This window comes from Blautia sp. AF26-2, from assembly GCF_003460955.1.
Lineage (GTDB): Bacteria > Bacillota > Clostridia > Lachnospirales > Lachnospiraceae > Fusicatenibacter > Fusicatenibacter saccharivorans.
Genome location: NZ_QTWD01000008.1, coordinates 126,291 through 144,390, shown reverse-complemented (window position 1 = coordinate 144,390; position 18,100 = coordinate 126,291). Strand labels below are relative to the sequence as shown.

Below are 18,100 nucleotides of genomic sequence, written 5' to 3'. Positions count from 1 at the left end.
CTAATCTGGAGGAGGCCTTTTTATGAAAAAATTATTCTTTACTTTTATAGCACTGCTTATTGTATTTTTCTCAGCGTGGGGGATTAAACTCCGAATGCCCATTAATCGTCCCAATAATGTGCAAGGCGAGCAGCAGGTGGCATGGTATGAAACGCGGTATACTGCTCCAACAGCTGAAGAAGAATGGACACTAGACCCGGAAATCCCAGTTAATTATCTTCCCGTAGCTGGTGAGGATGAGGTCTATATGGTATTGGATGATTCGGGAAATATCGTTGGATACCGTCATCGAACACAGCAGGAAGACGGTTCTTGGTTATGGACGGATATTGAAGATCCTAATGCAGAGCATTATGAGAAAGTGGATGGACTGGATCATGTATACAAAGTAACGGATAAAGATGGAAATTCTTCTTATCAGCAATATGTACGTAATGGAGATGGATCGTACGCATACGTGCCTGTAAACGAAAACGGGGTTCCGTTGGATGATGGAGCCGATGCCACGACAATTGATACGACGCATTATGTGCATAAATCAGGAAATGTGTATGGACTATACAATGATAATGGAGTCCTTACTGGGTATCGGGAGAGAGTAAAGGATGGGGAGAACTATGTATGGAAGGTAACAGATCCCCCACAAAGTTCCACCTCAGACTTACAGGAATGGTCCGAAGCAAAAAAAGATAACGCAAATCAGGGTGACCTATCGGCAGATTCCAGTGATGGAACTCAAAGTTCAGAAAATAACGGTGTTATCGTAGGCGGCAGTGGAGCAGAATCCAGCCAGATTGATAATGGTGATGGTACTTATACGAAAACAGAAACCAATGTAAGTACCAAAACAGAAGATGGATATTGTATCACATATAAGACCACCGTTACAAGCGTATATGACACAAATGGAACCCTTATAAGCACCCAAAAAGACGGCCCATATGAGGTAAGCCGGGAAAAGCTTAATGTTTCAGAAGATCCTTCCGCGGCATCAGCAGCAGACACAATAGATGCTGAAGTAGCAAGAGTGTCGGGAAAAGTAAGTTATGACACAACAAAAGCGGCTGAACTGTTGGCAAAATTGAATGCAGATCGTGCAAGTGCCGGATTAGGGCAATTGCAAATGAACACCAATAGTCTTACCTATAAATTGGCTGTTTTGAAAGCCGCTGATATGGCTATATATGATTATAGCTCTGATGATTCTCCACTATATGGAACATTGTCGGAGATGGCTCAAAAATATGGTGGAAATGGCGATGATATTTCTGAAAATGTGTGGAAAGTCAGCGTGAAATCAGCCGATGAAATCGATGCTAAGTTCCAATCAAATGAGGGAAGCAGAGATTTGAGAATGTCTACCGGCTATACGCAGGTTGGTATCGCCATTGTAGAGAAGAATAATCAGGACTATATTGCAGAAGTGTACTTGGAGTAAACGAATCGTTTATTCCGGAGAAAGGGCGGGGATATGACAGAAACGGTAATGCAATTTAAAACAGTAGATGATATTATTCGATTTTCAAGAGCTGCAGAACAATGCACATCTCATACATATATAATGCAGGGAAAAACAAAAATTCGCGCAGACGATTTGCTGGCAATTTTTTGTGTAGATTATACAGTTCCTGTTGTAGTGATCTATGAAGATGCGACAGAATTTGCACATGCTATGATGACTGAAAAAGCAAAAGTAAAAAAGAAAAAGAGATGAAAGAAAGCTTCCGGAAACATAAAAAAGTTCCGGAAGCTTTCTTTTATACATATTCTTTCTTGATCTGACCATTTCCCTGCACTTTAAGGATAATACTATCCGAAAAATCACCGTCGATAGTTACGCTAAAGGAAATGCGTTTCTTAGGAGTTCGTGCTTTGGATGTCGGCTCTTCAGGAGAAATTCCGATGGACACCATAATATCGTTATCCATTTCTTCATAATCATTTAACTGCTCATCTGATAATCCGAGTCCAACCAAATCACCGTCAACGCTGTTGTAGTCATTATTCTGGTATTCGAACCAATCTTTTAATCCATCATCATTACGCAAAATTCGGAGAGATCTGGTAATAGACCGTTTGACTTTGGAGACTGGAAGCCCCAGCTTTTTTGCTGTTGAAGCATAGGAAGCCTCTCCGGTTTCAGAACTGTCAAATTTTGTCATTAAAATTTTAAGGTCTGTAGGATTAAGCTTTGTAAGGGCCGTGTTTAAGAGTAGCGAAGCCTGACCCTCAATATATTCTGTCTCCGGGTTTTTGACATAAGATGTCATTTTTGCTTCCAGATGATCCTGTTTGGACTGAGAATCTTCGTCATCGGTACCGTCATAGGATACTTCGTCAATATAAGTCAGCCTGAATAAAATATCATGAACCTGACGGAGCGAATAATTCGTATATAACGCAATATTTGATTCAGTAGTGCGTTTTCCTTCTGTTTCCAGAACGTGAATAGCATGTCTTACATCATCCATCTGTTTGCCATAGTATGAATTGGAGCGATTAGTTAGGCTGTGGATGTATGCGGACATTGCCCGGTGGAGTGGTTTTGTCAGATAAGTTGATAATGTCGCACGTTCAGGATTAAATTTGGGGATAGCATCGTACAGAGCGACCATACATTCCTGATACAATTCATCGTAGTATCTGGGTATATATGTAGGGTAGTATTTTTTGATCATAAATGTGATCAGGCGCTGCGCTTTGCTTAAAATCTGCTCTTTTGCTGACGCCACTTTCCGCGGGTCGCCTGAATGATAATCTGCCATAATTTCTTTCATCATTTCTTTTTCAACATCTACCATAGTATCCTCCTTAATTAGATAAATCCATCAATTTGTGCTAATGCCTTCATGACATTCCGATCTTCATGTTTCTTAGCATGCACATATTCTAAAAGTGATGCAACAAAAGTATCATCGACGAGAAAATTTCCGCTCATGTTGCGCCAAACTTTGTAAATTTCTACATCAGATGCACTTGTATTTTCAGGAACCTGATACAAGAGGAAAAGAGTAATGCTTTTATATAAATCATACTTTGTCATTGTGGCCTCCTTCCGACATTATGTAAAAAAGCATTTTGCTACTATTTTCCGTCTCCGTGAGTTCATTATATTATATCCAGCTACCATTTTCAAATTTTCGGTATTCACGTACGAAAAAAATGGAAAAAAAATGGAAAATCCCGTTTTTTCTCGTACGTGAAAACAAAATTTTTATTTTATTTTCAATACTATCTATGCACCTAAAAATTTATAAAGGAGGAATAGGTATGGTATTAAGAGGGTATCGCTTACGAGGTACGGACTTGGCATGCATGATACAGGAAATCAAAAAGATAAGCATGTCTGTCAACAAAATCAGGGCGCGGACATACGCGAAACTGTTAGGCAATGAAATTGCTTTTTTGGTGGACAAAGTTGCTTTGAATGTGTATACGCGGGACCCAACGGTTTCCATTTACGCGTGTGCCTGCAACCGCATTGAAGAGGAGATTCGTGTGGCACAATTGCAGGGGTTAAAGACTCAATATAATCTGCAGGTTTATGGACAGGTGTTTACAGAGGCAGATTACACCTATTTTGCAATTTCTTGTATGCAAAATGAATTTTTGAAAGCTTTTCATCGGCTGGAAGAGTATTCCGTTAGTGAAGCGGAATATGAAGATCCGAATAATGCTAAGACGAAATTGTGGAAATCGCTGATGGAAAAAACGGCCACGCCGATGACGATTAACTTTGGAAATGGAATTCCGCAAATCACAAAGGATCAGATTGTCTATCCAACCAAAAAAGAACGTTGCAGAACGGAAGCAAGGCATCAAGTGTGTAATCGAATTTTGAATCAGGTTTCCTTGGGAAAACAAATTCCACCTGAATGCCTCATGAAAAACATAGATCAGATGATGGAAATTCTGTTACAAGAAGAAAGCCAAAAGGAAATTGCAGCAAAAGAAAAAGAATTGATGAACATTTTGCCGGAATTAGAAGGGGCCGACTTTATCTTTTCAGTACCTTCCGCGGATGTTCCAGCGCAGTCATAAGGAGAAAAAAATGAAAACATGGAAATCAATTTTCAAATCTAAACAGGTCAGAAAAGAATGCCTGTATTCTTTCATGATTTTAATGGGAATTCGCTTATTGGCAACGATTCCTACGCCGGGAACAAATCCGGATTACTTTAAAACACTCATTCACAACAATTCCGCATTAACTTTTATCGATGCCATGACGGGAAATGGTCTGTCCGGGATGTCTATTATGGCATTATCAATAACTCCATATATTACAGCGTCTATTATGGTTCAGCTGGCTGGAGTCATCTATCCTCGCATTCACGAAATGGAAAAGGGCATGGAGGATGAACGGAAGCGGATTCATATCATTACTCTTGTGCTGGGTGGCTTTGTGGCATTGATGGAGAGCAGTATGATTGCCTTTTCGTTCGGCAAAAAAGGACTGCTTGTTTCGGCAAAAGGGTATTGGATCTTACTTGTCATGCTTATCTGGACGGCTGGATCAGTTGCTGCAAGTTTAGCAGGTGAGCTGATTCGTAAGAAATATGATTTCAATGGCTCGTCGCTGATCTTATTATTCAATATTCTGGCATCGTATCCGAGCGATGCATTGTCTGTATATCAGACGATGATTTCTGGAAAGCAAATGGTACATAAAGTGATTTCAAGTATCCTGATTGTCCTCTTTGTTATTGCATTATTTGCGTATACCGTATGCCTGCAGGCTGCCGAAAGACGCATTCCGATTACGCATTCACAGAAAATTAAAGGGACATCTATGAAAAGTACCTTGCCACTTAAAGCCTGCCCGGGAACCGTAGTTCCAATTATTTTTGCATCATCTATTTTAACATTTCCTTCTATGATTGCTGCATTTATTGGGAAGGAAAATTTAACTGCCTTAAAGTTTTTGAATACATCGTATTGGTTTCAGAAAGATAATTTCTACTATAGCATCGGAGCGATATTCTACATTGCGATGATTATTGGATTCTCTTCCTATTATGCAGAAATTATTTTTAACCCAACGGAGGTTGCTATGGACCTCAAAAAGAAGGGGGCAAACATCTATTCTATCCGTCCGGGTAAGGAAACAGCAGCATACCTGCATAAAAAATCGAACGAAGTAGTTTTGATTGGAGCAGTTGGATTGTGCGTTATCGCAATGGTTCCGGCAGTATTATCCGGTATTTGGCATTTAAGTGGAATCGCTTTTCTCGGAACATCTATCGTCATAACTGTGGGTGTGAGTCTGGAATTTCGAACCCAGTGCATTGCCAAGTCTCAGAATGGAAAATACAGTTCTATGTTGGAAAAAGGAGGAATTTTCTGATGAAAAAACCAGAATTTAAAAAAGGAAAGAAACTCGCAGCAATCCTGCAGAAGATGTATTTTCCAAAAGGAAAAGAGCTTTTTTTTGATACATTGTATGTTCTTCTCTTTTGCATTGTCCTTTCTGCGTTTTTATTTGGATTCCATGAAGGAATTACATTCATCTTCCGAGTCCTGTTTTAACGATGAGACACCAGGGAAAAGCTCTGGTGTCTTTTCGGACTTATTTTTGGAGGTTTTCGGAATACTATTACTGAACCGCAAAAGAAACAGATGACAGGAGCATGAAAACGAAAGGAGAAAAACATTATGTCAAATGGGAAAAAGTTAGGTGTTAAAAGTAAGGTAAGCGACAATTATCTTGTGACAGGAAATGACTATGAGAAATTTCAAGAAGCGTTGCACGACATGGACAACCGAACAGTGATTATTCCGGTACGAAATCCAGAAAGCATGAGGATTCATTGTGTGATTGCAAAATCAGACAAAGAGCATGCATCTCCAAGATTTGTGGTATTGGACCCTATGGAAATGAAAGACTCTATTCTGCTGAGTGATGAGTCTATTTTTTCAGCCGAAAAATGCAATATCGGAAGATACAAACCAACATCAGAAGTATTCTTATCCTTGCAGAACCAGATAAAAGAAATTGAGCAGATCGGTTTCTTCTTGACCGTACATGATCAAAAGAAAATCATCGTGACTCCATCAAAAAAATTTCTTACGGCCTTATGTCAGCGCTTGGAAACAGGGACATTGGCGAAAGGAACGAACATTTTTGCGTACTGTTATTTAGCGTCCCGCTGCGTTCAGGCAAAAGAGTTTATTATCATTGGGCGGAAGGAAGAAAAGGACAGTTCCTGGGTGAAAGGATTTCATGCAGCTTCTACCAAATATGCGTATATTCCACAGCACTTTATTTTGAGAGAGCTTCAGAATTTTCAGGAAAATCATGATGTTACAACATTGGGCTGGGAATTAAGTAATTATTATACGACGATTGAACTGATCTTTCAGGATAAAACAGTTGATATGGGCAAGACGCAAGTTAAACTGGGAGTAAAATATTCGTTGTCTGATGTCGGAACATCTTCTCAGACAGTGCAGCCTATCTTGGTCTATGGCGATAATTCGGTTCTTATCGGCAAAAGCTTTTCTTCTCCTCATCGGAGCAAGAAAGCTCCAGAAGAAATCGGTAAAGAGTTGGTAAATGCTATTGAAAAGCAGTTGCCGGAATTAGAAGCTAAAATTACAGCCACCTTTAAAAAGGCATCGACCATTTCTGTAAGCATGGATGATCAGGAAAAAATCATCTCAAAGATCATGAAAATGATACATACGGAAAAAGTAGGTGTCAGAAGGAAACAGTATATAACGCAAAATTGTCCGTATTTTCCTACTGTTTTAGCCGCTTTTCAATGGTTGTTACAGTTCCCAGCGATGTATCCCGGAAAAATGGGGTATGAAACCAGAAATTATTTCAAAAAGGCGATGGGAGAAATCTGTACGCTTAGTATGAAGGAGCTGGAGGCACTTACGGAGGAATGATAGTTACAACAGAAGATAAGAAGAATGTGTTCCTTGGCGTTATACAAAAGATTAAAAAAGGATTAGGAAATGAAGAAAATGAGCTTGTAATTATCAAAGCAAAAGAAATTCAGCTTTTTCAAAATGAAGAATCGAAACAAAGCTACACATTTTTATGTTGGCGGCACGTAGCAAAACAAGCAGCGAAAAAGAATGCTGGAGATTTTTTGTGTGTTCAATTCCGAGCGGATACAGGAGATCCATTTCGGGGGATAGCAGAACGCTTCCCCCGAAGCGGAAAATTCTTATCAGGTCCCGGGCAATCCTTGATTTATGCACCGATAATGAACAAATATTATGAAAAAAATGTCTGCTCCTGTGTGTTGGAATTCTGGACAAGGCTGGACGGGCTTCGATATGAAATTTGTTCTTATTCAAATCACATGGCTGTGAAAGCAGCAGCCAAAATTGATCTGAAAGATTCGGTGCTTTGCTTCATGACTACACACAATGGAGTTTCTACTCCGTATGCAACAACGACAATACATAACAATCGAATAGGAGAGACATTTTATGAGGACGCTAAAAACTAAGAATCGTATGCTTAGTCTGTTTCAGGATGACCGTATCATTGCGGTTATTGACACTGAAACGACCGGAATCAATTCCAATAAAGACCGCATTGTTCAGTTTTCGGGTAAGAAATACAGAATTCGGGACCAGAAAATGGAACAAATAGCAGAAATGGATATCTACATTAAGGCTCCTTTCCCCATGCCGGAAGCAGCTATGAGAGTGAACGGGATCACAGACGAATTTTTGGCTGATAAGCCATCGGAAGAAGATGTAGTGGCAGAGATTTGCGGATTCATGGAAGGCAGTATCCTTGTTGGATATAATGTTGATTTTGACATTCGCATGATCTCAGCGTTATGCGACAGAACGCATACTCCGTTACAGTGTAGTGGAAAAATGGATGTGTTGGAGGTAGCACGCGATCTTGTAGAAAAAAAAGAAGTGCAGAATCACAAACTTGAAACAATATCCAAATATTTTGGTATTGATGAAGGAATTACGTTTCATTCGTCGATTGATGACGTAGAAGCTACCGCACGTTTACTGTTATTGTTCTATACAATGTATTGTGAACAGGATATGCATGGAGAGGGAAAAACAAAATTATTTATCGAGTATACATATTTTTGGAAGGGCTATCGAAAGGAACAGGCCGGCGTATATGTACAGACAAATTTAGGAAAAGTATATTTTTCTACCTATAAAAAAGAGTGGTGTTCTTTCCAGTTGGATTTAACCCAAATTGATCTGGATGCTTTGGAGACAGATATTCTTGTCCGTTTAGGAATCACCTATGATGAACTTTCAAAAATGACGGAAAAGAAATACCATCTGTTGGAGAAAAATGCATGATCTACATAACACATATATTACTTATAATGGCTGCAATATGGGATATTAAAAAAATGGAAGTTCCGCTCACCATATCTGTGATGCTTTATCTTGTACATACTTGTGAGCTTTTATCAAGTAATTATTGGAAAATAGATTTTATTGGAATGATTTTGTGCTTTTCAATTTTTGCTTTCGCAATGATCTGGTCTAATATAGGCGGCGCAGATGCCCTGATTGCTGGAGTCATTGGATACAATCTTGGACTATATGGACTTTATGCGATTATATTAGCCTTATGTATATGCATTCCCTATCTTTTGTATATGCATGTTAAGCACAAAGAACATGATTACCCATTTGTGCCGTTTCTGACGGTCGGATATTTTATTGTATACTTTATAAGCAAAAAAGCCGGGCTATAAGCTCGGCTTTCGCTTTTGAAAATGCTCATCAAGACTCCTCTAAACGCAATGCATTTTCAGCAATGCGTTTTTCTTTCTGATAGATGCAGACCTGTTTTACTTCTTCTGCATCTTTCTGGATATCTTCCTGTAAATTGACTAAATTTTCTTCATATGTTTTTTTCTCCTCGTTGTTCATAATAAAACCTCTTAGCTTTCTTTGATGTTTAGTAATTCTCTTCCTCAGTGTCAACAATGTCAGTCAAAGATGGGACAGTGGTGATCACCTTGTACGTCCCGTTTGCAATTCTCCGCAAATCTTCCAATTGAAGATCATGCAATTGCATATCCAGTGCAGAAACGGGTTCAGCATTTACTTCTAAGTATTCCGCCAGTGTCTTCATCGCTGCAGTAACGGATTCGGGAAGCTTTGTGTCGAAACCGTTCATTCGCAATAACATTCTTGCAATTCTTTTATCTGTCAACGATACATGAGTCTGTGCAAGAAGCATCTCGTTTTTATACACCGTTTCGCTTTCGGAATTTTTAATAGCCGCGGTAAACAGAAAGGGGATATTATTCAATCCACATTCTTTCTTTAATTCGCTTACAATTGGCTTGACGTATTTGGTATATTCCTTGGTTTTGTCGTAATTGTCCATAACAGACCCCCTTATACAATTAATCCGGAAATTGCTCCGAAAATATCAAATCCATCGCTGTCATCTTCGGAAGAACTTCCAGAAGGAGTCTCGGAGGTTGCTTGCGTGGAACTATTTAATGGATTGACAGTCTCTTTGGAGAGAGCAGGAATGTTTTCCGGTTCAGCCTTTTCAGCAGGTGCAGAGAAAATTGCTGTTTCAACAACAGGTTCTGGTTTGGGCGGAGCTGGAGTTGGCGTAGCTGCGCTTTTGCTTTCAGAAGAAAGATTTAAAGTTTTCTCCGGAGCAGAAATCTGCCGGGCTGGGCGAACCTGAGCATCTGCGGACGCGTTCGAAAGGGCGTCCGGTCGAAAATATTTCTCGGCAACGGTAATATTTCGCTCTTTACGCTCTGATGACTGAACGCTATAAGTGTATTGAGCCAAATACGGAGCAATGTAAGGCTTTTGAAAATAAAACCGTAAAATATTTTTAATGGCATTATCTCTGGCTGAAGGGTGTATTGAAAATAAAAAACTTGAAATTGTTGCATCTGTTTCTTGCGCTAAGTCCAAAGTAAAGGACATAGTGTCTGCATTGATGGATGCGGCTATTGCTGGTGTATCAATAGAGAATTTGGCTTTATGCACGTATGCACTCAGCGTTTTCAGTGTCAATTCTTGCATGTCCTGCGTCTGTGCAAGGATGATCAGATCCAAATCATCCGGCCAACAAAGATTGACCCGAAGGGGAAAAACATTGTTCTTCAAAGGTTCCATAATAGGAGCAGTAAAATAGGAACGTAAAATGTTTTTGATAACTACAGTTTTATAACCATTGCGAATGCTCCTCAGAAAAGCGATAACATCTCCGTCTTTATCAGAATTAAGAATAAAATTGACGGAAGTATTCTCTGTATTGATACATTTTATTGTATTGGGCATAGGTACATAGAAAATCTCTTGTCGTACATATGCCCGCAATACATCTCGAATAACAAGCCCCATCCGAACTCCAGAATGAACTAATGCAATCAAATCAAGATCTTCTGGCGCAGTAAATCGGACTTTAATATTCATTTAACTCCTCACTTTCTAACGCAGACGATTGACGAGGGAGAAATAATATCCGCGTACGTTCGAGAATACGTTGGTAAGGGTTGGATCATTTACATTGGCCGGAATCACAGAAAATCCTTCCATATTGGCAAACACAGCGTTGAAGTCAGTCGCCCAAGCGTCGTATGTACCGCCTGTAGCAATGATGTAGTCATAAGATGAAAAGTAATCATAAATAGATTTCATCTTTTCAATTACTTCATTGCATACATCTTTTGAGCAAACGGCTAGAATTTCACTGAAGTTGCAATTCTTGAAAACCATCTTTTTCTTGTCTTTAACGCGAACCTCACCGCTTTCCAGCAGATTCTGCAGTTCGAAGATGTTGCGTTCTTCGTGATACTTGTTCTCAATCTGATCACAGGTTCGAGAGAAAACTTCACGCATCGAATATTCGCTGAATGTTTCTGTTCCACGTTCCGAAACATTTCCATGCAGAACATTGTAAATATCGGTAGTACCAAAGCCCGGATCAAAAACAAGAAGATTGGAACTCCAGAATTTCTTGGCGATAGGAAGCTGATAACCGTTGATGTCAGTTGACGCAGACAGTAATGCTCCGAGCGGCTGCGGCATGATGGAAATGTTCTGCTCGTCAAGTGAGAACGTGAACGTTTGCCATGGTGCAGTTCCGATTTTCAGCTCAAACATGTGGATACCTTTGAAAACCTCTTTAAGATCTTCCGAATCTCTCATGAATTTCGGCGGTAATCCAGTCTGGACGTACAGCTTTTTGCCGTCGGACGATTTTTCTTTTCCTTCCATCAGGGCAATACCCAGTCCAGTTCGTACGATGACTTTAAACATAGGTGAATAGTAACGTTTGCGACCGAAAACTTCTTCTTCACTTTCTGTCATCTTGGAAGCATCCATTTCCTCATAAGCCAAATTTCCGACAACCCATTCGCCTTCATTGTCGCGGTAACGAATATCTGTGTCAGCAGCTTCCTTGAGCAGCGGACGATTCTCTGGGATCTTTTTTGCGTATGCCGGAAAGCAGAAATAATGTGCAGGAGAGATTCCTTTGACGGCTGAATAGCCGATATCTAATCCGACAGCCCAATAGTTATCGCGGCAAGGGAAGTCGCGCTCCACAACCATAGTTTTTGTTTTGTAATCCTTTGTGTTCATACTCATAATAGTCCTCCTAAAATGTTTTTTTGTTTACGCTTATAGTATTGTAAATGACTATAAAATTGAATTCTCACGTACAAGAAAAAATGGAAATTTATTTTTTTTTGCGTTCGCAATACTTTATGTATCAGATTAATCCAAAGAAAGGAGTTTTCACATAAAATAATCTGAAAAACAATATGTCAGGAGGATATAAACATGAAAATCAAAGAAATTATTGTAAAAGACTTTGGAGGAATTGAAACACAGATAATCGAACCGCAAAAGATCACCTGCCTGTTAGGTAAAAATGGGGCATCGAAAAGTACCATTTTAACTGCCATCAAGAGGGCTTTCATTGGAAAGATGGAGCCAGATGATATTCGAGTTGGAGCATCAAAAGCGCATGTGACGATTGTATTCGATGACGGTACAAGCATCGAACGAATTCGTGGAAAAGATCGTTCCGTTGTTAAGGTGAACGATAAGACTACGAGTCAGGAATCTGCCAATGAGTTTTTGGTAGGAAAGCTCGGCGTTCCACTTTCCATCTATGAAACGATGTTTGGCACCGACTATTTTGCGGAACTTTCCAAAAAAGATCTTACGGCTCTTTTGCTATCTATGCTGCAGGTGCAGATTGATTATAAAAAAATTATCGAAGCTGCAGAAAGTCGCATGGATACATTGCCGGAAGCTGTCAAGGAGTACCTGAAGAAAATGTTTCCAACGGGCGTTTTTGGGTTGGAGACTATCGATGAAGTTGCTTCTAAAGTGGCAGATGCAAACAGAGCAGAGAAAAAGATTCTGGTGACGTATACAGAAAAGTCCAAATACGAAGGAGAAATCCCGAAGGATTCAAAAGAAGAACTGGAGAAGCTTCTTTCTGAGAACATGCAAAAGCAGGCCGAGTGGAAAGAAATCCAGAAAACATTGCAGAAGTATCAGATCCTTATCCAGCAAAGAGAGCAGGCTTTAAAAAAGAAAGAAAGTATCCAACATGAGCTTGAGTCATTAAGTAATGTGGCTGAGATTCCGAGGGAAGTATATGAGCAGGCAGTTAGTGACCGCCAGAAATTTTTAAATGCCAGCAGAATAGCGAATCAAAATATCGCGGCTGCAAATGCCAACATAAAATTTCAGGAACAAATCTTACATAATATTAGTTCTTTTGAGCAGAACAATCACAGTTGTCCAATATGCCCGTCAGTACATTGTAATGCAGATTTATCAGCATACGTAAGGCAGGGGCAGGGACTTGTACAAAAGAATAAAGATGTGGTTAAACAAAATAAGGATTTTTTGGTACGTTGTGATGAACAGATCGCTAAAAGAGATCAAATCATTGAAAAGTATCAGAAGAATCAGGTGGAAATTACGAAAAAACAGGCTCTTAAGAAACAACTTGAAGAGTTTGTTATTCCGCAGCTTCCAGAAAAGCAGACAAATGTTCCAAACGAAGAGGAGCTGCGTCTATTGGTAGAGCAGCAGAAGTTAATTCAGCAGCGTATGCGGACATTAGAAGAATATGAAACCACCCGTAAATACAGTAAGTTATGCAGGGAGCAGCAGGATAAAGTAGATATGCTTTCCCTTGCGGCAAAAACACTGGATGCGAAAGTAGGCGTAAAAGGCATCATTTTGCAGCGAATTTTACATCCATTTGAAGAAGCCTGCACAGCATGCATGCAGAAATTATCGCGGAATACCAAGATCAAATTCATATACGATGGTGGCGTAGAGCTGTATTGTGAGAAAAATGGTGGCAAAATGGTTCCAATGAAAAAGGTATCTACAGGTGAATTTGTATTTGTTGCCTTTACCTTAATGTCCCTTATCAGCCAGATTACAGGAACGAGATTGCTTGTATTAGATAATCTCGATTCTCTGGATAATGATAATCTCAAGACATTGATTGATCTTCTGCAGAACGAGAAGCAATACGAAAATGTATTTGTTGCTGCCGTAAATCATGATGATACTTGCGCCACAATAGCCCAGTATGATGAAGTCGAAATTATCGAACTATAACTATCCAATGCGACATAACCCCGTTGTTTTAGCTGCGGGAGTATCAAGAAAGGATTCTAAACCATGATATTGTTATCTGATAACGAAGTTATACAGGAAATAAAATCATATTCCAATCCTAATTGGATTTGGATAGAAATATGGGAAATGTCTCAATATGAAGTAAGAGTGGTAGTTTCAGTGAATGAAGAAGAAGCTTGTCACTTGGGACAAAATAAAGTTATTTATATCTATTCAGCACAAACAAAGAGTAATTGTGATGAAATAGGCGAATTAAAAGCTTATGGGAGAAAAATAACAAGGTTGATAAGAAAACATTTTCCGTATAGTGAAGTTCATAGCCGACTTTATTATAAATAAAATATTTCAAAAACAAAAAATGAAGGATAACCAACGTGTTTTACGACACGTTGGTATCTTTCACAGAAAGGTGGACTATAAAGATGGAAAAATCTAAAAATTTAATTGTCCTCTCAGGGACAATTCTTAGTATTCGGGAAAATAAGAAGAATACTGTTTTGATTGTAAAAAGTAAGGGCGAATCAAAAGAAGCAAATGTAGAATTTGTTTTTTATGATACGTCAGTTTTGAAGGGGATTACTCCCAAAATGAAAGTAAAAATCCGAGCGCATGGAGAAAACAGGAAATCTGAAGATGGATTCGGAAATGCATATTATGTTAAAGAATTTGTCGGAGACAAAATCGAACAGCAGAAACGGATGCTTGCCCCGTATGTGACCAATGAAGCTATTGACGCAACAGGCGGATATCCACGAGACACCAATGTTGTCCTTTATATTGGTACTGTTCGGCATGTGTATTGTCCGACCAATGAGCTGACTATTTTAACAATCAAAATACCAAATCAGGACAAATCAAATCAGGTAGAGATTTGCTGCTTTGCGAGTCAGGCAGAGGCAGCACGTAATCTGAAAATAGGAGATGCAGTAGCTGCGGCAGGATATATAACCAGCAATACGCGGTCTGTTAATGATCGCGTAGAGTTTCGGCAATCCGTAGTATGCCGCGATATTTCACAAATTGATGGAGTCCTTGGCTAAGGAGAAGATAAAAATGAATGAAAGACAATGTGTCCCTGCCCCGGAATCTCTTCTGATAGGATGTATGCAAACCTATCTGTGGAGAGATGAACGTTCTGGACGGTGTTATTTCCGCTTGGAAACGAGGCAGGAAATGCCAATGAAAGAAATGATTCGAGATTCATATGTTAAAAATAATTTAGATAACAAAGAGATCCGATGGAATGTCATAAACTGTGATGCAACACAAGCAGGTATTTCCTTTTTTAAGGAAAGAACTCCAATTAAGGTATATGGATACTTTTCCTTGGATTCCATGCCGGATGGTGTTGCCTATGACTTCATAGTAACGCGTGTAGAAGAAACTGATGCAGAAGAAATGACGATTTTGGAGTATTTGATTACTTTTCCAGGTATCAATTTTTCGGATGCGGTTGTTATTGTGAAAAATCATGGAACGGATATGTTTCGAATGGTCCATCAGCCAGGCATTGTTAATCGGCTAGTTGCAGAAACACGATTGCCGAGCAATGTAATTTCAAATCTGTGTAAAAGCATTGCATCTACAACGGAGGAGCGAAAAGTATTTGAATTGCTGCATGACTGCGGAGTTTCTTATGCAGCGTGTGCAAAAGCTGTGAAATTGTATGGAAGCAGTGTAGAAGAAAAGATTATGGAAGATCCGTATTCTTATGGAAAAAAGCTTGGGCTTGGTTTCTTGACATGCGATAAATTAGGGGTTAAATTTCATAAGCCTGCTGAATTTTTCGGCCGGATCAAATTAGCTGCTTTCGAGGCAGCTAATATTTTGAGTGCAAATGGACATACTTATTATACTGGTGAACTATTTCATTATAATATTCAGCGGATCTTAAATTCTGGATGTTATGCAGAACATGTTCCAACGTCCGCGGTCTTAACTGCAATTGGGAAAGATTATTTGCAGGAAGTAGACGGACAAAAATGTATTATTCATCCGCAAAAATATTTGACTGCTGAAAAACGAATTGCCAAAAATATTCGTAGATTAGCATCTGCATCATGTGAAAACCAAAGCTTTTCACCGGATCTTATTCTATATGCTGCGCGTGCATGTAAAATGAACTATGGAGAACAGCAGAGATCTGCCTTCCCTATGGTTTTACGAAAAAAGGGAGTTAAGATTCTTACCGGCGGACCGGGTACAGGCAAGACAACGACGATCTTGGGCATATTGCTGGCTTATAAAAGAATGCATCCGAAAGATACGATACGTCTTTGTGCTCCAACTGGACGCGCTGCCCAAAGAATGGCAGAATCGACACATATGGAAGCAGTTACGGTGCATCGGTTGCTTGATTTGAAGCCATACGGAGATACAACTGTATGTAAAGATTCTAGCGACCCAATAGATGCAGATCTTATTGTGGTTGATGAGATGAGCATGATTAATATTGAAGTTTTCGATCTGCTGTTGGAGGCAATCAAAACCGGAACAACATTGGTTCTGGTAGGAGATATTAATCAGCTGGAATCCGTTGGTGCCGGAGCGGTGTTACACGATTTGTTGGAGGCTCCAGAATCTTTGATTCCGCGGACTATGTTGACAGATGTTTTTCGGCAGAAAGGTGATTCTTCCATCATTTCTAATGCTATCCGGATTAATGCCGGAATCACTACGCTGGATGAACGACCGGATTTCCAAGTCATTCATACAAAATCTGCGGAAGAGTCTTTAGAACAGGTTAAATCCCTAATGAAAAAGTTATACAATCCAGAAGAACCTTTTTCAACCCAAATTCTTTGCCCTGCACGGAAAGGTATTTCTGGGGTTGAAAATATGAATATTGCTTTACAAGCGTTACTAAACCCTCAAACGAAGGGAATCACATATGGTTCAATAAAGTATCGTTTGAACGATAAAGTGATGTTTTATAAGAACAATTATTCTATTTCTTCCTACGAAGGGGAAATTGGCTTGTACAATGGAGATATTGGAAAAATTGTAAAGGTGTCAGAAAGTGGTCTTACGGTTAATGTACGTAATTCACATTACGAAATTACCAGAGATCTTATGGATAATTTGGGGTTATCTTATGCTATGACGATCCATAAATCCCAAGGATCTGAATTTTCTTGCATTATCGTTGTTATGCCGGCAGAACCAACGAACATGTTGGTGCGAAATTTGTTTTATACAGCTGTGACAAGGGCAAAGAAAAAGGTATATGTGATTGATGAATCCTATGCTATGGAAACATCAATTCGTATTGCCAAAGCAGGAAAAAGGCTCACCAATTTGGCAGAATATTTGAAATCAGAATAAGAAAAGCGGCTTCCGGTTTGAGGGAGTCGCTTTTTCTTATGAGACTATTGTTGTTCAGAACTGTCTGGCGTATCGTTAGAATTTTGGTTTTGTGTGGTCAGGGATGTAAGCGGAATATCATCACCAGAATAATCCGTAATATTAACCAATTTCCCTTGGATAATCATGCGGGTAGATCCGTGGGCAGCAACACAGGTCGATAAGGAAACAATATGATCTGTTTTGGAAGGCCAGGCATCCGGAATCGTATAGGAAGATTGATTTTTCATATCGTTTAAGTACGTTTCAAAGTCATCATCCGACGCAAACTGAGTATCATAAGCTTCCGTTGCATCTGTTACCCTCATGACATCAAAAATTCGATAGGTGTATTGTCCATTTTCTCTATAGATCCAGAAATAGGGATGCTCAAGGCAATACGATTTTTCATAGTAATAATCATTATCACCAAACATATCTCCGTTCCGCATGTTATGACCATAAACAATAGAATTTTTGTCCGAAAAATCGGAACTGTTCACGGAAGAAAGGAAAATGCTTCCGTTGATATTATAACTGCGCCCGAATCCTTTATAGAGGTAATAATCATTATCTTGTGCCTGCATAATAGGATAATCACAGGTAGGGTCCATGCGTATCCAGCCAACAATATCAGGATTTTCTGCTTTTAAAGCAGTCCAATCTGGACAAAAAGGAAGTTCTTTCGTTGAGTCTGAGTCGTTTTCCGGCGTAGATTCGTTTTCCGGTGTATTTTGAGCTTGGAGTTTTTCATATTCATCGTGTCCTTGCTTGTATTTATTAGACCATTCAAGTGTTTGGTATCCGAAAAACAATGCTGCACATAAAACTAAGATGCTTAATAATCTGAAAAATTTTCTTATCATGGTTCATACAACAGAAAAGCCCTCATGTCTTGAGAGCTTTCCCGTTTTTTCTCCTTTCTGATTAGCTGAATGGAAGTTCTTCGTCAATTCCATCAGGGATATTCATAAAACCGCTGTTCATCCCAACTGTGGGATCATTGTAACTGTTACCCTGCTGCATATTGTTGCCAACTGGCGGCTGGTTCATGAAGCCTGTTGGATTGTTGTATGTTGGTGCAGATTCAGAGTTCCGGGAATTTGCAGAATTTCCGTAATTCATGGATGCGCCATTCCCCTGTGGACCC

20 protein-coding genes are annotated in these 18,100 nt (G+C 39.4%); 13 read left to right on the top strand and 7 right to left on the bottom strand.

Annotation, left to right across the window (positions count from 1 at the left end; all coding sequences use genetic code 11):
• Positions 1-22: 22 nt before the first annotated feature.
• Both DWY63_RS11990 and DWY63_RS17885 read left to right on the top strand, forming a co-directional pair.
• Positions 23-1,438 (top strand): CAP domain-containing protein, encoded by a 1,416-nt coding sequence (locus tag DWY63_RS11990; protein WP_117802277.1) that lies wholly within the window; start codon positions 23-25, stop codon positions 1,436-1,438.
• A gap of 33 nt (positions 1,439-1,471) precedes the next feature.
• Positions 1,472-1,714, top strand: a complete 243-nt coding sequence (locus tag DWY63_RS17885) for a hypothetical protein (RefSeq protein WP_147343071.1) — start codon at positions 1,472-1,474, stop codon at positions 1,712-1,714.
• A gap of 43 nt (positions 1,715-1,757) precedes the next feature.
• On the opposite strand, the gene DWY63_RS11985 is transcribed toward DWY63_RS17885, so the two are convergent.
• Entirely contained in the window at positions 1,758-2,801 is a 1,044-nt protein-coding gene (locus tag DWY63_RS11985; RefSeq protein ID WP_117802276.1) for a sigma-70 family RNA polymerase sigma factor, read from the bottom strand.
• A 14-nt stretch (positions 2,802-2,815) separates the two neighbouring features.
• On the bottom strand, positions 2,816-3,043 hold the full coding sequence (locus tag DWY63_RS11980; protein WP_117802275.1) for a hypothetical protein: 228 nt from the start codon (positions 3,041-3,043) through the stop codon (positions 2,816-2,818).
• A gap of 227 nt (positions 3,044-3,270) precedes the next feature.
• On the opposite strand from DWY63_RS11980, the gene DWY63_RS11970 reads away from it, so the two are divergent.
• From DWY63_RS11970 to DWY63_RS11940, 7 genes are all read left to right on the top strand, one after another.
• Positions 3,271-4,041 carry a hypothetical protein gene (locus tag DWY63_RS11970; protein ID WP_117802273.1) on the top strand — a complete coding sequence of 257 codons (771 nt, stop codon included), beginning with the start codon at positions 3,271-3,273 and terminating at the stop codon, positions 4,039-4,041.
• 10 nt (positions 4,042-4,051) lie between these two features.
• On the top strand, positions 4,052-5,347 hold the full coding sequence (locus tag DWY63_RS11965) for a preprotein translocase subunit SecY (RefSeq protein ID WP_158568365.1): 1,296 nt from the start codon (positions 4,052-4,054) through the stop codon (positions 5,345-5,347).
• The gene (gene secE, locus DWY63_RS19130) at positions 5,347-5,529 is read left to right on the top strand and encodes a preprotein translocase subunit SecE (protein ID WP_117802271.1); all 183 of its coding nucleotides are present in this window, start codon (positions 5,347-5,349) and stop codon (positions 5,527-5,529) included. Before DWY63_RS11965 ends, secE begins: the two co-directional genes overlap by 1 nt.
• A 126-nt stretch (positions 5,530-5,655) precedes the next feature.
• Positions 5,656-6,894, top strand: coding sequence for a hypothetical protein (locus DWY63_RS11955; RefSeq protein ID WP_117802270.1), 1,239 nt, complete (start codon positions 5,656-5,658; stop codon positions 6,892-6,894).
• Entirely contained in the window at positions 6,891-7,466 is a 576-nt protein-coding gene (locus tag DWY63_RS11950) for a hypothetical protein (protein WP_117802269.1), read from the top strand. Before DWY63_RS11955 ends, DWY63_RS11950 begins: the two co-directional genes overlap by 4 nt.
• A complete protein-coding gene (locus DWY63_RS11945) occupies positions 7,447-8,301 on the top strand; it encodes a 3'-5' exonuclease (RefSeq protein WP_117802268.1) in 855 nt (284 codons plus the stop codon). Before DWY63_RS11950 ends, DWY63_RS11945 begins: the two co-directional genes overlap by 20 nt.
• A complete protein-coding gene (locus DWY63_RS11940; protein WP_117802267.1) occupies positions 8,298-8,705 on the top strand; it encodes a prepilin peptidase in 408 nt (135 codons plus the stop codon). The genes DWY63_RS11945 and DWY63_RS11940 overlap by 4 nt, the downstream gene beginning before the upstream one ends.
• A 28-nt stretch (positions 8,706-8,733) precedes the next feature.
• Here the strand turns inward: DWY63_RS11940 and DWY63_RS18020 are convergent, their stop codons facing one another.
• The 4 genes from DWY63_RS18020 to DWY63_RS11925 are packed head-to-tail and all read right to left on the bottom strand — an operon-like array spanning position 8,734 to position 11,580.
• A complete protein-coding gene (locus DWY63_RS18020) occupies positions 8,734-8,883 on the bottom strand; it encodes a hypothetical protein (RefSeq protein WP_158568364.1) in 150 nt (49 codons plus the stop codon).
• A gap of 28 nt (positions 8,884-8,911) precedes the next feature.
• On the bottom strand, positions 8,912-9,346 hold the full coding sequence (locus tag DWY63_RS11935; protein WP_117802266.1) for a hypothetical protein: 435 nt from the start codon (positions 9,344-9,346) through the stop codon (positions 8,912-8,914).
• Between the two features lie 11 nt (positions 9,347-9,357).
• Positions 9,358-10,404 carry a hypothetical protein gene (locus DWY63_RS11930; RefSeq protein ID WP_117802265.1) on the bottom strand — a complete coding sequence of 349 codons (1,047 nt, stop codon included), beginning with the start codon at positions 10,402-10,404 and terminating at the stop codon, positions 9,358-9,360.
• A gap of 15 nt (positions 10,405-10,419) precedes the next feature.
• Entirely contained in the window at positions 10,420-11,580 is a 1,161-nt protein-coding gene (locus tag DWY63_RS11925) for a ParM/StbA family protein (RefSeq protein WP_117802264.1), read from the bottom strand.
• Positions 11,581-11,775: 195 nt separating this feature from the next.
• Here DWY63_RS11925 and DWY63_RS11920 point away from each other — a divergent pair, with 195 nt between their 5' ends.
• The 4 genes from DWY63_RS11920 (at position 11,776) to recD2 (ending at position 16,932) form a co-directional block, all read left to right on the top strand.
• The gene (locus DWY63_RS11920) at positions 11,776-13,587 is read left to right on the top strand and encodes an AAA family ATPase (RefSeq protein WP_117802263.1); all 1,812 of its coding nucleotides are present in this window, start codon (positions 11,776-11,778) and stop codon (positions 13,585-13,587) included.
• 63 nt (positions 13,588-13,650) lie between these two features.
• Positions 13,651-13,947 carry a hypothetical protein gene (locus DWY63_RS11915; protein WP_117802262.1) on the top strand — a complete coding sequence of 99 codons (297 nt, stop codon included), beginning with the start codon at positions 13,651-13,653 and terminating at the stop codon, positions 13,945-13,947.
• Between the two features lie 83 nt (positions 13,948-14,030).
• Positions 14,031-14,648, top strand: coding sequence for a hypothetical protein (locus DWY63_RS11910; protein WP_117802261.1), 618 nt, complete (start codon positions 14,031-14,033; stop codon positions 14,646-14,648).
• Positions 14,649-14,661: 13 nt separating this feature from the next.
• Positions 14,662-16,932 (top strand): SF1B family DNA helicase RecD2, encoded by a 2,271-nt coding sequence (gene recD2 / locus DWY63_RS11905; RefSeq protein WP_158568363.1) that lies wholly within the window; start codon positions 14,662-14,664, stop codon positions 16,930-16,932.
• A gap of 44 nt (positions 16,933-16,976) precedes the next feature.
• Here recD2 and srtB read toward each other — a convergent pair whose 3' ends face one another.
• Positions 16,977-17,816, bottom strand: coding sequence for a class B sortase (srtB, locus tag DWY63_RS11900; RefSeq protein WP_117802259.1), 840 nt, complete (start codon positions 17,814-17,816; stop codon positions 16,977-16,979).
• Positions 17,817-18,100: the final 284 nt, after the last annotated feature.

Excerpts from the sequence above, each read along its gene's own strand:
- DWY63_RS11950 (WP_117802269.1), top strand. The coding sequence starts at position 6,891 with ATGATAGTTACAACAGAAGATAAGAAGAATGTGTTCCTTGGCGTTATA.
- DWY63_RS11910 (WP_117802261.1), top strand. The coding sequence starts at position 14,031 with ATGGAAAAATCTAAAAATTTAATTGTCCTCTCAGGGACAATTCTTAGT.
- DWY63_RS11940 (WP_117802267.1), top strand. The coding sequence starts at position 8,298 with ATGATCTACATAACACATATATTACTTATAATGGCTGCAATATGGGAT.
- DWY63_RS11925 (WP_117802264.1), bottom strand. The coding sequence starts at position 11,580 with ATGAGTATGAACACAAAGGATTACAAAACAAAAACTATGGTTGTGGAG.
- DWY63_RS11935 (WP_117802266.1), bottom strand. The coding sequence starts at position 9,346 with ATGGACAATTACGACAAAACCAAGGAATATACCAAATACGTCAAGCCA.
- DWY63_RS11955 (WP_117802270.1), top strand. The coding sequence starts at position 5,656 with ATGTCAAATGGGAAAAAGTTAGGTGTTAAAAGTAAGGTAAGCGACAAT.
- srtB (WP_117802259.1), bottom strand. The coding sequence starts at position 17,816 with ATGATAAGAAAATTTTTCAGATTATTAAGCATCTTAGTTTTATGTGCA.
- DWY63_RS11915 (WP_117802262.1), top strand. The coding sequence starts at position 13,651 with ATGATATTGTTATCTGATAACGAAGTTATACAGGAAATAAAATCATAT.
- DWY63_RS11930 (WP_117802265.1), bottom strand. The coding sequence starts at position 10,404 with ATGAATATTAAAGTCCGATTTACTGCGCCAGAAGATCTTGATTTGATT.
- DWY63_RS11920 (WP_117802263.1), top strand. The coding sequence starts at position 11,776 with ATGAAAATCAAAGAAATTATTGTAAAAGACTTTGGAGGAATTGAAACA.
- DWY63_RS11945 (WP_117802268.1), top strand. The coding sequence starts at position 7,447 with ATGAGGACGCTAAAAACTAAGAATCGTATGCTTAGTCTGTTTCAGGAT.
- DWY63_RS11980 (WP_117802275.1), bottom strand. The coding sequence starts at position 3,043 with ATGACAAAGTATGATTTATATAAAAGCATTACTCTTTTCCTCTTGTAT.
- recD2 (WP_158568363.1), top strand. The coding sequence starts at position 14,662 with ATGAATGAAAGACAATGTGTCCCTGCCCCGGAATCTCTTCTGATAGGA.
- secE (WP_117802271.1), top strand. The coding sequence starts at position 5,347 with ATGAAAAAACCAGAATTTAAAAAAGGAAAGAAACTCGCAGCAATCCTG.
- DWY63_RS11990 (WP_117802277.1), top strand. The coding sequence starts at position 23 with ATGAAAAAATTATTCTTTACTTTTATAGCACTGCTTATTGTATTTTTC.
- DWY63_RS11970 (WP_117802273.1), top strand. The coding sequence starts at position 3,271 with ATGGTATTAAGAGGGTATCGCTTACGAGGTACGGACTTGGCATGCATG.
- DWY63_RS11985 (WP_117802276.1), bottom strand. The coding sequence starts at position 2,801 with ATGGTAGATGTTGAAAAAGAAATGATGAAAGAAATTATGGCAGATTAT.
- DWY63_RS18020 (WP_158568364.1), bottom strand. The coding sequence starts at position 8,883 with ATGAACAACGAGGAGAAAAAAACATATGAAGAAAATTTAGTCAATTTA.
- DWY63_RS11965 (WP_158568365.1), top strand. The coding sequence starts at position 4,052 with ATGAAAACATGGAAATCAATTTTCAAATCTAAACAGGTCAGAAAAGAA.
- DWY63_RS17885 (WP_147343071.1), top strand. The coding sequence starts at position 1,472 with ATGACAGAAACGGTAATGCAATTTAAAACAGTAGATGATATTATTCGA.